This window comes from Alloactinosynnema sp. L-07, from assembly GCF_900070365.1.
Lineage (GTDB): Bacteria > Actinomycetota > Actinomycetes > Mycobacteriales > Pseudonocardiaceae > Actinokineospora.
Genome location: NZ_LN850107.1, coordinates 1,808,187 through 1,822,981, shown reverse-complemented (window position 1 = coordinate 1,822,981; position 14,795 = coordinate 1,808,187). Strand labels below are relative to the sequence as shown.

The following is a 14,795-nucleotide window of genomic DNA, read 5'->3' as shown; positions in this document are numbered from 1 at the left end:
TCACCTCCGGTCTCGCGCGACCACGGGCGCGACCACGGTGTCCGGATCGCCCGCGCCCGCGCGCAGGACACCGGCGATCGCCTCGACCCAGGCGGCGGCGGTGTCCTCGTCGAGCAGTTCTGGCAGGTAGAGCAGTTCGAGTCGGAGCCGGTCGGATTCTCCGGTGATGTCGAGCATCAGATCGGCGTCCATCACCGGGTCCGAGATCTCGCTCGGCATCACCTCGATGTTGGGCAGCTGGATCGCGCCCTGCCAAGCACTCTGGTGGGTGAGCTTGACCTGGAACAGGGGGAACCGCCCGGCCCGGCGCGGCGGGTTGACCGCGGCCACGATCTTGTGGAACGGCAGCCGGTCGTGCTCGTAGGCGCCGAGCAGCTGCCGCCGCGCCAGTTTGAGCAGGTCGCCGAACGTCGGGGTGTCCTCCTGCGCGGTCAGCCGGACCGGGAGCTGGTTGACGAACGTGCCGATGAGTTCCTCGCTGTCCGGCCATGACCGGTTGACCGAGTCGATCCCGATCACCAGGTCGGCCGTCGCGGTCAGCTCGCGGAGCACTGCGTAGAACGCGGCCATCGCGGCCATGAACGGGGTGGCTTTCATCGCCCGCGCGGTAGCCACCAACGCGCTGGTCTCGGCCTCGGTCAGCTCGACGACGACACAGTTCGTCGCGTAGTCCGGCTTCGCCGGGCGCGGCCGGTCCAGGGGCAGGTCGATGGTGGGCGCGGCACCGGCGAGCTGTTCGGTCCAGTACCGCTGGGCCTGCTCGGCATCGGGGCCCGCCAGCCACCGGCGTTCCTCGCCGACGTAGCGGGTGAACGTGGTCCGCGGCATCGGCACCTCGGGTTGACCATCGACCCACCGCTGGTAGTAGCGAGCGATCTCCGAACGCAGGACCGCGAGTGTCCACCCGTCCGCCACCAGGTGATGCAGGACGATCACCAGGACGTGGTGGTCGGCCGCGACCCTTGCCAGGCCCACCGCCATCAGCGGCGGCTGCCCGGTACGAGCGGACAGCCCGGCGCTGTCAACCACGTCGGACACCAGGTCGGCGCCGGGTTCGGCGAGGTTCACCGTCACCTTCGCCTCTGGCCACACTGTCGCGCGCGGCACGCCGCGTTCCTGGGTGAAGACCGTGCGCAGCGGCTCGTGCCGGGCCACCACAGCGTCGACCGCGTGTTGCAGTGCCCGCGGGTCCAGGGCACCGCGCAGGGTGAGTTCCAGGCGGATGAGCAGCGGCTTCTTGCGGGGGTTGAGCTGTTCGAGAAACCAGAGCCGTTCCTGCCCGGAGGAAAGCGCCCCGGTCGCGGGTTCGGTATGCACGGGCGGGGGCGCCGCGCGCGCCGCCCGCAGCACCGCGAGCAGCCCGCGCGGTGTCGGGTCGGCGAGGAACCCGCGCAACTGCGCGCCGTCGGCGGCGAACCGTTCGCGAGCCAACGAGACCAACGTCATCGCGCGCAGCGAATCGCCGCCCGCGGCGAAGAAGTCGTCGTCGGCCCCGATCTCGGCCACGTCAAGGACGTCGGCGACCAGCGCGCGGACCGCGGCGGGATCCGTGTCGTCCGCGGGTGCCCGCGTGGTCACCGGGCCGACAACCCGATCCCGCAGTGCGCGGTGGTCGACCTTTCCCGCGGTGTTCGTCGGCATCCGGTCGAGGACGGTCACCTCGTGGGGCACGAGGTACTTCGGTGCGGACGCGCGGACAGCGTCGAGGATGTGGTCGGCGGCCGATCCGGCGGCGATTGTCACGAACGCGTGCAGCTTGCCGAGGGAGAACACGCACGCGGCGGCGAGCACCCCGGGAACCCGCAGCAGCTCCGATTCGACGTCGCCCAGCTCGACCCGGTGGCCACGCACCTTGACCTGGCGATCACGCCTGCCGTGGAAGTCGATCGTGCCGTCCGCGGCCCGGCTGCCGCGGTCACCGGTGCGGTACAGGCGTTCGCCCGCCGCTCCCGAGAGGTGGTCCGGCACGAACGCGAGCGCGGTGCGAACCGGATCGCCGATGTAGCCGCGTCCCACCCCACGCCCGCCGACGAGCAACTCTCCGTCGCCGTCGATCTCCCGGCCCTCGGAGTCCACGACGTACACGCGGGTGTTAATGATCTCCCTGCCGATCGGGGGCCAGGCCCTCGACCCGCACTCCGCCGCGGTGACCACGTGGTGGGTGACGTCGTCGGAGCACTCGGTCGGGCCGTAGGCGTTCACGACCACGATGTCCGGGCAATGCTCGTACCAGCGCCGCGCCAGCTCGGCGGGCAACGCCTCCCCCGTGGCCACCAGGAAGCGCAGCGACCCCAGTGCCGACCGCAGGGCCGCGTCGCGGCCCAGTTCGTCGACGAGGACGGCCAGGAAGGACGGCACGATCTCCAGAACCGTGACGCCGTGCCGCTGGACCCACCCGACCAGTTCGACGGGCTCGGAGAGATTCACTGGTGACGCGACCGCCACCGACCCGCCGACGGTCAGCGACGTCAGGCTTTGCCAGACCGAGATGTCGAACGACAGCGGCGCGGTCAGTCCGACGACATCGCCGCCGCCGAGTCCCAGGTCGAGCACTTTGGCCGCGATGTGGTTGTCCATCCCGCCATCGACGACCATCGCGCCCTTCGGCGTCCCGGTCGAACCGGAGGTGAAGATCACGTACGCGAGGCCCTCCGGGTCGCGCGCCACCGGCTCGCCCGCCGGGCCGTCGAGGTGCGCGTCCGCGGTGAGCACCACCCGGTCGGTTCCGTCGACCAGGTCCGCGGCATAGGCTTCGTGGCCCGGCTGGACCATCAGCACACGGGCACGCGCGGCCGCGCACATCCCAAGCGCCCGGCGCGGCGGTGTACTGGGCTCGACCGGCATGAACGCGGCGCCCGCGCGCAGGACGCCGAGCACCATCGCGACGTACTGGGGACCTCGGTCGGCCACAATCGCCACCACGGTCTCGCGGCCGACACCGTGGCGGGCCAACGCGGCGGCGTACCCGGCGGACTCGGCGTCGATTTCGGCGTACGAGCGACTCGACTTGTCGTCCACGACAGCCAAAGCGTCCGGGTTCGCCGCCAGTCGGGCCGCGAACAGAGCGGGCATGTCCTGGGACATCGTTCTCAGTTCCTCTCGGCTGATGTCGACGAACGGAGCTCGTCCAGCGTGTTGTCGGTGTGGGTGGTGATCGTGCGGAGCACGGCGTGCACGCGCTCGGCCATGGCCTCGACGTCGTCGGGGTCGTACCGGTCGGCCGCGTACCGGTACGACACGCGGTAGCCGCCGTCGCGCTCCTCGATGTCGACCGTCAGCGGATAGGGAGCGGCGTCGGTGTCGACGTCGGCGAGTTCGGTGCTGATCCCGTCGAACTCGGCCGCGACATCGGCGGGCTGCATGATCAACATGATCTCGAACGGGGAGCCGTCGCCACCGGGCGCGGGCGGGAGCAGCCGGGTGAGTTCCGGCAACGGGATGTGCGCCGACCGGTAGGCCCGCAGGGCCCCGTCCCTGGCCGAGCGCAGCGCCTCGGCCCCGGTGTCGCCCATGGCCAGTTCGACCGCGAGGACCGACACCGAGAGCAGCGGGCCGACGACGGCCCGCAGCTCGGGACGGTCCCGCTGGGCAATCAGCACGCCGAGCAGCACTGTCTCCCGGTCCGCCGACCCGCTGTGCACCACAGTGGACAGAGCGGTCGCGAAGACCATGTACGGGGTCAGCCCGGTCCGGCGGGCGAGGTCGCGGATCGCGTCGGCGGAATCGTCGGCGATCCATCGGGTGTGCCGACCCGCTCCGGAAGAACCCACTGGTCGGGTGGGCAGCGACGAGAGCGACACCGGTCCGGTCGCGACGCCGCGCCACAGCGCCTCGACCTGCGCCGGATCACGCAGCACCCGCCATGCCTGCTCGTCGTGGCAGTAGTCCGCGAATCCGTACTCGATCTCCGGTAGCGGTCGCGCGTCGCCCCGGACCCCGCGGTTGTAGGCGTGCGCCAGATCGGTCAGGAACACCGTGAGCGACCAGCCGTCGCAGACGATGTGGTCGATGACGACGAACAGGCCCCAGTCCTTCTGGCCGAGCCTGGCCAACAGGGCCCGGAACGGGAATTCCCGGCGCAGGTCCGCGACCGTGTTCGCTTCGTCGGCCATCACCCGGTCGAACACCTCGTCGCCGAACTCCGCCACCGGGCCGCGCAGATCCAGCCGCGACAGGGTGAACTCCTCGACCGAGCCGGGCGTCCAGGTCAGCGCGCCGTCGTGCTCGGCGAAGCGGGCCAGCAGCACCGGGTGGCGGGCCAGCACCTCGCGTAGCGCCGCCCCCAGCACGTCCTCATCCAGGGCGCCGCGCATCCGCAGCACACCGGGCATGTTGTAGGTCGGCCGCCCCCGGTCGATCTCGCGCAGGAACCAGAACCGCTTCTGCGCGGCACTGGCAGGCACCGGCACACCGGGATCCACTGGTACCCGGTCGCGGCCGGGAGTGGCCGGGTCCGCCAGCCGAACGAGTTCGACGAAGCCGCTCAACCGGGGATGGGTGAACACCGAGTCGACACCCAGCCGCACCCCCAGGCGCTGCTCAACCCTGTCGATCATCGCCAGCGCCAGTAGCGAATGGCCGCCCAGTTCGAAGAAACTGTCGTTCCAGCGCACGGTGTCGCGGTCGAGCAGACCGCACCAGATGGCCCGGACGGCCGCGGACAGCGGATCGTCGAAGCTATCGGGGTCCGACTCCGGAGCCGGGGCCGCCGCGACGTAGGACAACGCCTGGTAGTCGGTCTTGCCGTTGCCCGAGCGCGGCAGCGGCGGAACCTGAACGAGCACCGTGGGGATCATGTGCCGGGGCAGCCGCCTGGCGAGGGCCGCGCGGACCCGTTCGTCCTCGGCCGGGGTCAGCACCCTGGTCTCGTCGGACTCCCCGAAGACGAGGTAGCCCACCAGGAATCCGCCCGCGACACCATGTTCGACCTTCACCGCCGCGTCGGCGATGTCCGCGCACTCGCGCAGTGCCGCCTCCACCTCGCCCGCCTCGATGCGCAGGCCGCGGATCTTGATCTGGGTGTCGGATCGGCCGAGGAATTCGACGTCACCCCGCGCCGTGGTCCTGGCCAGATCGCCGGTGTGGTACATCCGGGCACCGGGCACAGCCGACCACGGGTCGGGGAGGAACGCCGCGGCGGTGCGCCGGGGGTCGCCGAGGTAGCCGCGCCCGACTCCGGCACCGCCGACGCACAGCGCACCCGCCACGCCGAGGGGCGTCGGCACCATGTCGGCGTCAAGCAGGTACATCGAGGTGTTCGTCAGCGGCCTGCCGATGGAGGTCGACGTGTCCGCGTCCGGCCCGAAGGCGCTCAGCCCGATGCTGACGTCGTCGGTGCACTCGCAGGGTCCGTAAGCGTTGTAGAGCGGCATGTCCGGGAGCTCGCGGCGCCACCGGCGCGGGAGGTCGGGGGTCAGTGCCTCGCCGGTGGCGATCATGACGCGGAGCGCGCCGTGGGACCGCGCGAGCCCGGCGTCGAGCAGAGCGGCCACCGCGGACGGCACCAGTTCGAGCAGGGTCACCCCGCCCTCCAGCGTCGCCCCGAGGAGTCCGGCGGGCGACAGCGACGTGGGCTCCGGGATGATCCGAACCCGCGCGCCGATCACCAGTGGGGTCAGCAGTTGCCAAACGGAGACGTCGAACGACACCGGCCCGGTCTGCGCGACGCAGTCCGCCGGGCCGAGGTCGAAGTACTCCACCATCTGCCACAGGTGGTTGGTCACGCCGCCGTTGGTGGACACCGCGGCCTTCGGCGTCCCGGTCGACCCGGAGGTGTGGATGATGTAGGCAGCCCCTTGAGCGGGGCTGACCCGCGCGGGCCGCAGCACGCTCCGCCCCGCTGTCAGCTCCGCGAGGTCGAGCGCGTCGGGCAACAGCCCACGTCCGGTCGCGTCGGCGATGGTCGCGGCGGCGTCGACGGCGGCCACCATGGCGCCCGCTCGCAACGGCGCCTCGACCGGACTGACCGGTACGTAACAACCGTCAGCCTTGTGGATGCCGAGCAGGGCCACCAGATAGTCGACCGACCGCCGCGCACTCACCACGACGTTGGTGTCGACGCCCACACCTCGTGCGCGCAACACGGCCGCGACGTGGTTGGCGCGCTCGTCCAGTTCGGCGTAGGTCGCGCGCACCACGCCGTCGTCGGCGGCGATCACATCCGGGAACCGGTCGACCATCAGCTCGAAGGAGTCCAGGTAGTGGGTCGGTCGCGCGACGACTGGACCCGCGCTGTCCCCGACCCGCACGCTGACCTCGTCGGCACTGAGCAGCGGCAGCGAGCGCACGGTGGTTCCCGGTCGCTCGGCGATCGCGGCCAGCAGCGTCTGGTACGTCGCCGCGATCTGCGCCGCCTGGGCGCGCGACACCTTTCCCTTGTCGTGCTGCAGTTCGAATACGAGCGCGTCCTGTCGGACCGCGACGTTGAGGCACACCTCGGCCTGGGTCGTGTGGTCCGGGACCGGATGGCCGTGCAGGGTGCACCCGTCCCATGGCAGGGCCGCGTCCGGGTCACCCATCACCGCGGCCATGGCGTCCTGGCCGCGCGCGTAGTAGGCGAACATCGCCTGGAAGACGGTCGAGGTCGCGGTGTCGCGGTCCGGGTTCACCAACCGCGTGATGTGCGACAGCGGCAAGTCCTGGTGGTCGAGCGCGTCGAGGACGCCGCGCTGGGTCCGCTCGGCGAATCCGGCGAACCCGAGGCCCGGGGTGAACGTCGACCGAATCGGGACGACGTTGACCAGGTAGCCGACCCAGGTGGCGAGCACGCGGTCGCCGCGGCCGGAGGCAGGGACCCCGATCACGACGTCGGGTTGGCCGGTGAGGCGGTGCAAAAGAACCTGGTAGGCGGCGAGCAGCACGTTGTGCAGGGTGAGCCCGGACTCCCTGGCGAACCTCGTCAGCGCCCTGGTCAGTTCCGGGTCGGCGGTGAAGGCCAAGGACTCGCCGATGCCGGGCTCCGCGCGGCCTGGCTGGGGAAGAGCGAGTCTGGGCAGATCGCCGCCGAGTTCGGTCCGCCAGTACTCGGCGAGTTCGGCGCCGCGCTCGGCGAGCACCGCGGCCTCGCGCTTCGCGGGTGAGACCCGTGCCGACGGCTGGGGCAGGCCGGTGATCTCGGCGACGATGATCGCGAGCGACGACATGTCGCACACGATGTGGTGCAGCGACAGCACCAGCAGCCAGTCGCCCGCCCGGCGTACCAACGCGCAGCGCAGCAACGGTTCGGTCGCGAGGTCGAACGGTGTCGTCGCGAACGTCCGGTACCAGGCCGATTCCTCATCGCCAGTCCAATGCCTGCCGTCGACAAGGTCGACCTTCGCGGCACGCTCGTCGTGGACGACGCCGCGGGGCACACCGTCGGTGCCGACCACGGCGAGCCGCAGGCTGGGGTGCCGCCGCACCACCGCGCCGAGCGCGGCCGAGACCGCGTCGACGTCCACGTGGCCGGTGAGGCGGAAGGCGCGGGTGACGTTGTAGTCGAAGCTGTCGGGAGTCGCACGCTGCAGAAACCACAACGCCTGCTGGGCCGCGGTCAGCTCATAGGCGACGTCGTCGGGGTGCGACACCATCGGTGCCGAGGAACAGGACTCGACCGCGGCGTGGGCGAGGTCGCGCACCGACGCGGCTCGCAGCGTCGCACTGGGGCGCAGAGTGACCCCGAGGGCTTCCTCCACCTCGTACTGGAGTTGCACGGCGAGTACGGAGTCCGCGCCGAGCGCGGCCAACGACTCGTCGCCGCTCGGCCGCGCCGTGAGACCGAGAACCTCGTGGAGGTGTTCACACAGCGCGAGGGTCAGCATCTCCACCTTGGCCGCGCCATCGGCACGGGCGTACGTGCCGCCGAGCCTGCTCGCCACTGTGGACATACCGTCCGTCGCGGGTTCGACCGTGTTCGAGAACAGGGCCGGAAGTTCGCCCGCGAGGAACCGCCGCTTCGCCGCGTGCCGCTGGACCTTCCCGCTGGAGGTCTTGGTGATCGTGCGGGGCGCGAGCAGGACCACGGTGCGGGCGGTGACCGCGTGGACGCTGGACAGCGTCTCGCGCACGTGCGCGACGATGTCCGGATAGCGGTCCGGGGAGGTGCCGTCACGAACCTCCTGGCACACGACCACCGCTTCGTCCCCGTCGTGCTCCACACCGAGGACGGCGCCGCAGCCCGACCGGATGTCCTTGTCGCACAACGAGATATCCGCTTCAAGGTCCTCGGGGTAAAGGTTGCGGCCACGATGGACCACGAGATCCTTGGCACGGCCCTCGATGTACAGCCCGCCGTCGTGGCGGAAGCCGAGGTCACCGGTCCGCAGGAACGGGCCTGCCCCTTCGACAAGCACACCGAAGGTGGCCGCGCCGCCCGCCGGATCGCCCCAGTAGCCCGAGCCGTTGCTGTCCCCGGCGACCAGGATCTCCCCGGACCGCCCGTCGCCGACCGGCGTCAGGGTGACCGGGTCGACCACGCGGACCGTCGTGTGCGTCGGCAGCGGGTAGGTCACCAGTTCTCGGGCATCGGCCTTGGCCTCGGTCGCCAAACCCGATTCCAGGGATGCCACGGAGAACGACCGGCTAGTACTCGGGGTCGCGGGTCCGGTGCTCGTCACGAGCAGTGTCGCCTCGGCCAGTCCGTAGCACGGCAGGTGGGCAGACGGCCGGAAACCGGTGTCGCGGAAGGCTTCGCTGAACGCCCGCATCGTGCGCGGGTACACTTGGGCGGCTCCGTTGAACGCCACCCGCCAGCTCGACAGGTCCAATCCGGACTTCTCCGCCGCGGTGACCTTGCGGGTGCACATGTCGTAGGCGAAGTTCGGTCCCCCGCTGATGTCCGCGCGCTCCGCGGAGATCACTTCGAGCCAGCTCGCGGGCCGCCGCACGAACGACAGCGGATCGAGGATGACGCCGCGACCGCCCGCGTAGAGCGGCTGCAGCATGGCGCCGATCAAGCCCATGTCGTGGTGCAGCGGCAACCAGCTGACGATCGTGGACTCGCGAGTGACTCCGAACGACTCCTTGATCGCCGCTTCGTTGCTCATCAGCGCGCCATGCGAGACCATCACCCCGCGCGGCGTGCTCGTCGACCCGGAGGTGTACTGCAGGAACGCGATGTCCGCGGCGGAGTTCGTCGGGAGTCGGCGGGACGGCCCGGCCTCATCGAGCCTGTCGACCAGCAGCCAGTCGTAGGACTCGCACAGCCCCCGGATCTCGGGTGGGCCCGCCGCCGCGAAGTCGTGGATGACCGACAGCGATACGATCACCGAGACCGAGCAGTCGCGCGCGACGTTGAGCACCCGCCGCCGCGCGGATTCGTCGACCGGGATTGGCACCGGGACCGCGATCACGCCCGCGGCGAGACACCCCAGGAACGACACTGCGAACTCGGGCACGCTCGGCAGCAGCAGAAGCGCGCGCTCACCTCGTTCGAGTCTGCTCGCGAGGGTCCTGGCCATCGCCTGTGTCCGCTCGACGAGTTCGCCGTAGGAGAGGTCGACCCGGTCCGGGCCCGCGGCGGCGAACGACAGCGCGACGCGAGCCGGATCCGCGTCGGCGTGCGCCCGCAGCCGGGACAAGAGGTCATCGGTCATGGTCGCTCCCCTGCTCCGCGCCACACACGGTTCGACGAGGTCATCGCGGATCGAGCCAGTCGACCCTGAGGGAAATCTCGTTCGCCCCGAACATCTGGCGGGGATCGAGCAGCCTGCTGGTCGCGTAGTCCACCGAGAAATGTCGGGTTTCCCTCAGCAGCCGATCGAGTGCGATCCCGATTTCCATGCGGGCGAGGGAAGTCCCTAGGCAGTAGTGAATTCCGTGCCCGAGGGCAAGGTGCGGATTGGGTGCGCGCTCGATGTCGAAGGTGTCCGGGTCCGGGAACGCTCGCGGGTCGCGGTTGGCCGCCGCGAGCCAGATCGACACCGACTGCCCGGCGGGAATGACGTGCCCCCCGATTGAAACGTCCTCGACGGTGCGCCGGGTGAGTCGGGTGGTCTGGTTGCGGAACCGCATCACCTCCTCGACGGTGGTGCCGAGCAGGGTCGGGTCCGACCGCAGCCTGGCCGTGGCGGCCGGGTGCTGATCGAGGCAGATGACGGCATTGACCAAGGTCAGCGTGGCCGCCTGCCCGGTGGCGAGCAGGTGCGCGATGAGGCCCGCGATCTCGGCGTCGTCCAGCCGTTCGCCGTCCACCTCGGCGGCGATCAGCCCGCTGGTGAGGTCATCGCGCGGATCGCGGCGCCGTTTCTGGATGAACTCGCGCAGGTACAGGCCGATGACCTGGGTGTTGGTGAAGACGGTCTGCAGCCCGTCGTTCGTCGTCTCCGGGTCGGCGAGGGCCATCAAGTCCTTCGACCACTGCCGGAACAGGCGGGTGCCGCCGGGCGGGATCCCCACCATCCTGGCGATCACGGTCGAGACGACAGGTGCGGCGTACTCCTCCACGTACGCGATCCGGTCCGCGGATCGGATCTTGTCCAGGAACTCCTCGACCGTGGCGATGACCATGGGTTCCAGACCCGCCACGTAGCGAGGGGTGAAGACGCGGTTCACCAGCGCGCGCAACTGCCGATGCCGCGGCGGGTCCATCCACGAGAGGTTGCCGGTCCGGTACAGGTTCATCGGGGAGTCCTCGGGCGGCGGCCCGACCACGGCGTTGGAGAACGCGGCGTGGTTCGACAGGGCGTCCAGCACGTCCGCGTACCCGAAGATGTGCCAGTCGCCGTTGGGGTCGTGCCGAATCGAACCGCTGTCGCACATCTCGCGCAGCCAGGCGACGACGCCCGCCTCGTCGGCGGGCGGGTCGGTCCACGTCGCCGCCCGTGTGGCCACTCTGCTCCCCTTCATGTGGCGGACGCACTCCTGTCGCGGACCTCACGGTCGGGCATGAGGGTCCGCGCTACCCAACTGTCGTCGTAGATCGTGTCCCGATAGGGCTCGCCGCGATCGGCGCACAGGAACGCGACCACCGGCGGCGGGCCGCGGTATCCCTCGAAGTACCGGTTGATCGCGGCGTACACACATCCCGTCGATCCGCCCGCGTAGATGCCGTGGTCGCGGAGCAGGTCATGACAGCCCGCGACCTCCTCCCGCTCCGAGACGACGACGACGTCGGAGATCATCGCCTTGTCGACCAGCGGCGATCGGATACTGGAACCGATCCCGGGAATGTGGCGACGCCGCGGCTCTCCGCCGAAGATGACTGATCCCGCCACGTCCACCGCGACGACGGTGACATCGGTGGACAGTTCCGCGACCCGCTGCGACAGTCCCGCGATCATCGCGCCCGACCCGACCCCGACGAACAGGTAATCGATGTCGCCGAGCGACGCGACCAGCTCGCGTCCGGTGAGCTCGTAGTGTGCCTGCGCGCCATCGATGTTCGCGTACTGGTTCGGCCAGTACCCGTCCTCGATCTCGGCCAGGAGTTCGGCGACCCGGTCGAGTCGGCTGAGCAGGTATCCGCCCGTCCGGTCGATCCTCGCCACTTTCTCGACCCTGGCACAAGAGCGGCGCAGGACAGTCTCGGTCGAAGTGTTGACGTTCGGGTCGATGACCGGGATGAACCTGACACCGAGACGACCGCAGAACAGCGCCATCGAGAGGGCGAAGTTCCCGGAGGAGGACTCTACGACGGTGGTGTCGCGGGTGATGTCGCCGCGTCGCACGGCCTCGCGAAGAATCCAGTACGCCGAGCGGTCCTTCGCGCTGCCGCTCGGGTTGGTCGTCTCCATCTTGACGAACAGGCGCAGCCGCTCGTGCGCGAGCTGGACCGTCTCCGTCTCGGGGAACTCGCGGGACACGAGCTCGATCCGGTTCCACAACACGCTGTCCATCACACACCCCCCTCCCCAGTACGATGCCGACCGGCGGAACTCAGCAGGCGCACACCCGGAAACCCATGTCGTAACAGCTGTAGTCCAACAAGATGTAGGTCCGCACCCAGACGGCCACACCACGCGGATCGAAGTTGTTGTAGAACGAGCCCCCGCGGATGGTGCCCAGTTCGACGGTGCCGAACTTGGTCACGATGGTCTGTGGGCTTTTGTCCTTGTCGAACGGGTACCGGTGCCACCCGGTTCCCATGATCTCCCAGACATTCCCGGCCACGTCGTGCACTCCGTACGGCCCGGCCGCGTCGGGGTAGGCCCCAATGGGAGTGGTGTCGCGGACGTTCATGGAGTGGTTGCAGACCGTCGCCGTCGGCGGTGTGTCGCCCCACGCGTAGTTCCTGCCGTCGGTGCCGCGCGCGGCCTTCTCCCACTCGGCCTCAGTGGGCAGCCTGGTGCCGGACCACTCGCAGTAGGCGATGGCGTCACGATGGCTGACGTTGGTCACGGGATGGTCCGCCTTGTCGGCGATGTCCGATCCGGGTCCCCGGGGGGCCCGCCAGGTCGCGCCGTCGAGATTGATCCACAGGTGTTCCTGGTCCGGGATCATGTCCTTGTCCTCGGTACCGATCCACACCCAGCTTCGCCCGGAGCGTTCCGCGGTGGTCACATAGGACGTCTCGTCGACGAACCGGGCGAACTCGGCCACCGAGACCGGACTCCGCGCTATCCGGAAGGAATCGACATCGACGGTGTGCCGCGGCGACGCGGCCAGCGGCCTGCCATCCGGCCTGACCTCGTCGGATCCCATGATGAACGGTCCACCAGGAATGGCCACCCAGTCGCCTGCTCCCAGGTCCGCGGCGACGGCGGGCTCACTCTTCATGTTGGTCACAGACTCTCCTTTGCCGACGCGGATCGCGGATCGCGCTGGCCGTCGAGGTGGTATTGCCATGCCACGGCCAGCGGGACGAGGCCCGCCCGCAGGAGTCGATCGTGGAAACCCTTGAGGTTCCACGACACCGCGCCCGCGGCGGCCGTCTTCCGCCACTCGCGAATACGCAGCTTGCCCAGCGTGTACATGGCGCCAAAAGGATCGGAGACGACGATCAGGACCTCGCGGGCGGCTCGCTCCATCGACCAGCCGCACAGCGCGATGGCGCGGTCGACCGCTTCGGTGAAGGTCATTCGTCCCATGTGGACGGACAGGTGGATGAACAGTCGGGTCGCGGCCTCCAGCGCGAACCTCAGCTGTGCGACCTCGATGAGCGGTCTCCCGTCGGCGAGCCCGTGCTCGATGGCGAGCTCCTCGACGTAGTGGGCCCACCCTTCGCTGATCCCGGGAAAGCACGGCAGGCAGGTGCGGAGCACACTCGGCCCGCGCAGCGACGCCTCCGCGTGCACGTAGTGGCCCGCGAACACCTCGTGCACGGCGATCATCTCAAGCATGGGGTCGTTGAAGTACTGCCGTCGCAGACTCACCCCGTTCTGTTCCGGGGAGTCGGTCAGCACGGGGACATACACGATGTGGGGCTGCGTGACCTGCTCCAGCCGACCAGCGGCGTCGAACGAGACCGCCGCGGATCCGCCCGGCTGTTGAGGGTGCCGCAGCTGCAGCGGTGTCGCCGCCACCACCGAGACGACGTCCTGCTGCCGCCAGAACGCTTCCAGTCGGTCGGTGGTCGACTTGAACGACTCCAGCACCGGACGGTCGGAGAACTTGCGGGCCATGAGCTGATATGCCTCATCCCGATTCCCGACCCCTAGTCTCGCCGCCGCCGAATCGAGCGCGGAGCGGACCGCCGCGACCTCGGCCTCCGCCTCGTCGAGCAGGTCCGCGACCGGATGAGTGATCCCCTCCGCGGCGCGCAGGAACTCGGCGAGCAGCTCCGGCCCCAGAACCGCCCTGGCGGGCTTCGTCTCGGCCACCGCGGCGGCGTAGCGCTCACACGCGCCCGCCGCGCTCGACGCGATGGCCGCGAGCCGAGGCCGTGCCGGTTCCAGACCACGCTCCTGTAGGTCCTGGACGACGTTCCTGATCCCGACAGCCTGACTCCTGGCCTGCTCCACCCCGCGCAGACGTTCGCCCGCGGGGAGCCGATCGCCAAGTGTCCGGCCTGCCCGCGCCAGGAAGTCCGGCAGTCCGGCGAGGTGGTCCCCCAATGCGTCGACCCGCTCGGCGAGCGGGGCGTACGACCTGCTCAGGTAGACCGCGACATCGGCCTCGGCGAGCAGGTCCAGCGGACCGGGACGATCCCGACCGAGCACGGCGACGCGGAACCGCTCGTGGTCGAGCAACTTCACCGCCGCGGCCACATCGGCGCGCAGTTCCGGGTCCACCGATTCCGGGAGCGCTTGCAGATGGTTCGTGGCGACGAACAGCATCCGATCGATCTCATCCACCGAACGCCGGTCGACCCCAGGGAGTCGGCCGTCGAACTCGTGTCGTCCCGCACGCCGCGCGACACTCGGATGCTGTCGGAAGAAATGCTCCACCACGGTGGACACCGACGTCATCGCCGCGTCGGCGACCGTACCGTCGAGTTGGGATTCCCGGACCTGGCTCGATAGCCGGACAAGCCCGTCCACTATCGAACGGACTTCTGCTGCATCGCTTCGCGTACGCTCTTGGGCCGCATATCCGTCCAAACCTGTTCGATCCGGGTCAGACATTCCTCGCGCGGCCCCGCCGAACCGACCGTCCGCCATCCATTGGGCACATCGCGATGAGCAGGCCAGATCGAATACTGCTCTTCGTCGTTGACGACGACAAAGTATGTTGCGGTCTCATCGTCAAACACTGTATCCGGCCTCCACGGCTCCGTTGAGCTTGCTGCAAGGTCCGACGCCGATGCTATCGCGATTGCATCGAGAAAGCGATGAATCGAGCGTGACCCCCCTTAGTCCTGCCGTTAAGGAACGCGTCGCCAAAATCGCCGAACTTAGGGGCAGGTAATGAAGCCTGTCAAGGCTACGAAAGTTGGATTC

At 69.6% G+C, this 14,795-nt stretch carries 7 protein-coding genes; all 7 read right to left on the bottom strand.

The annotated features are described in order from the left end of the window. The 7 genes from BN1701_RS08315 to BN1701_RS34045 are packed head-to-tail and all read right to left on the bottom strand — an operon-like array spanning position 1 to position 14,608. Positions 1–3,084 carry a non-ribosomal peptide synthetase gene (locus BN1701_RS08315; RefSeq protein WP_082859724.1) on the bottom strand — a complete coding sequence of 1,028 codons (3,084 nt, stop codon included), beginning with the start codon at positions 3,082–3,084 and terminating at the stop codon, positions 1–3. A 5-nt stretch (positions 3,085–3,089) separates the two neighbouring features. Beyond that, positions 3,090–9,572, bottom strand: a complete 6,483-nt coding sequence (locus tag BN1701_RS08310) for a non-ribosomal peptide synthetase (RefSeq protein ID WP_054047052.1) — start codon at positions 9,570–9,572, stop codon at positions 3,090–3,092. 40 nt (positions 9,573–9,612) lie between these two features. Then, positions 9,613–10,809, bottom strand: a complete 1,197-nt coding sequence (locus tag BN1701_RS08305; RefSeq protein WP_054047050.1) for a cytochrome P450 — start codon at positions 10,807–10,809, stop codon at positions 9,613–9,615. Positions 10,810–10,820: 11 nt separating this feature from the next. Continuing rightward, the gene (sbnA, locus tag BN1701_RS08300) at positions 10,821–11,813 is read right to left on the bottom strand and encodes a 2,3-diaminopropionate biosynthesis protein SbnA (protein WP_054047048.1); all 993 of its coding nucleotides are present in this window, start codon (positions 11,811–11,813) and stop codon (positions 10,821–10,823) included. A 40-nt stretch (positions 11,814–11,853) separates the two neighbouring features. After that, positions 11,854–12,693 (bottom strand): SUMF1/EgtB/PvdO family nonheme iron enzyme, encoded by an 840-nt coding sequence (locus BN1701_RS08295; RefSeq protein ID WP_231949829.1) that lies wholly within the window; start codon positions 12,691–12,693, stop codon positions 11,854–11,856. A gap of 5 nt (positions 12,694–12,698) precedes the next feature. After that, positions 12,699–14,396 (bottom strand): DUF885 family protein, encoded by a 1,698-nt coding sequence (locus BN1701_RS08290; RefSeq protein WP_054047044.1) that lies wholly within the window; start codon positions 14,394–14,396, stop codon positions 12,699–12,701. Further along, entirely contained in the window at positions 14,396–14,608 is a 213-nt protein-coding gene (locus tag BN1701_RS34045; RefSeq protein WP_082860300.1) for an MbtH family protein, read from the bottom strand. The genes BN1701_RS08290 and BN1701_RS34045 overlap by 1 nt, the downstream gene beginning before the upstream one ends. Positions 14,609–14,795: the final 187 nt, after the last annotated feature.

Coding starts and splice junctions, on each gene's coding strand:
- BN1701_RS08315 (WP_082859724.1), bottom strand. CDS start 3,084: ATGTCCCAGGACATGCCCGCTCTGTTCGCGGCCCGACTGGCGGCGAAC.
- BN1701_RS08310 (WP_054047052.1), bottom strand. CDS start 9,572: ATGACCGATGACCTCTTGTCCCGGCTGCGGGCGCACGCCGACGCGGAT.
- sbnA (WP_054047048.1), bottom strand. CDS start 11,813: ATGGACAGCGTGTTGTGGAACCGGATCGAGCTCGTGTCCCGCGAGTTC.
- BN1701_RS08295 (WP_231949829.1), bottom strand. CDS start 12,693: ATGAAGAGTGAGCCCGCCGTCGCCGCGGACCTGGGAGCAGGCGACTGG.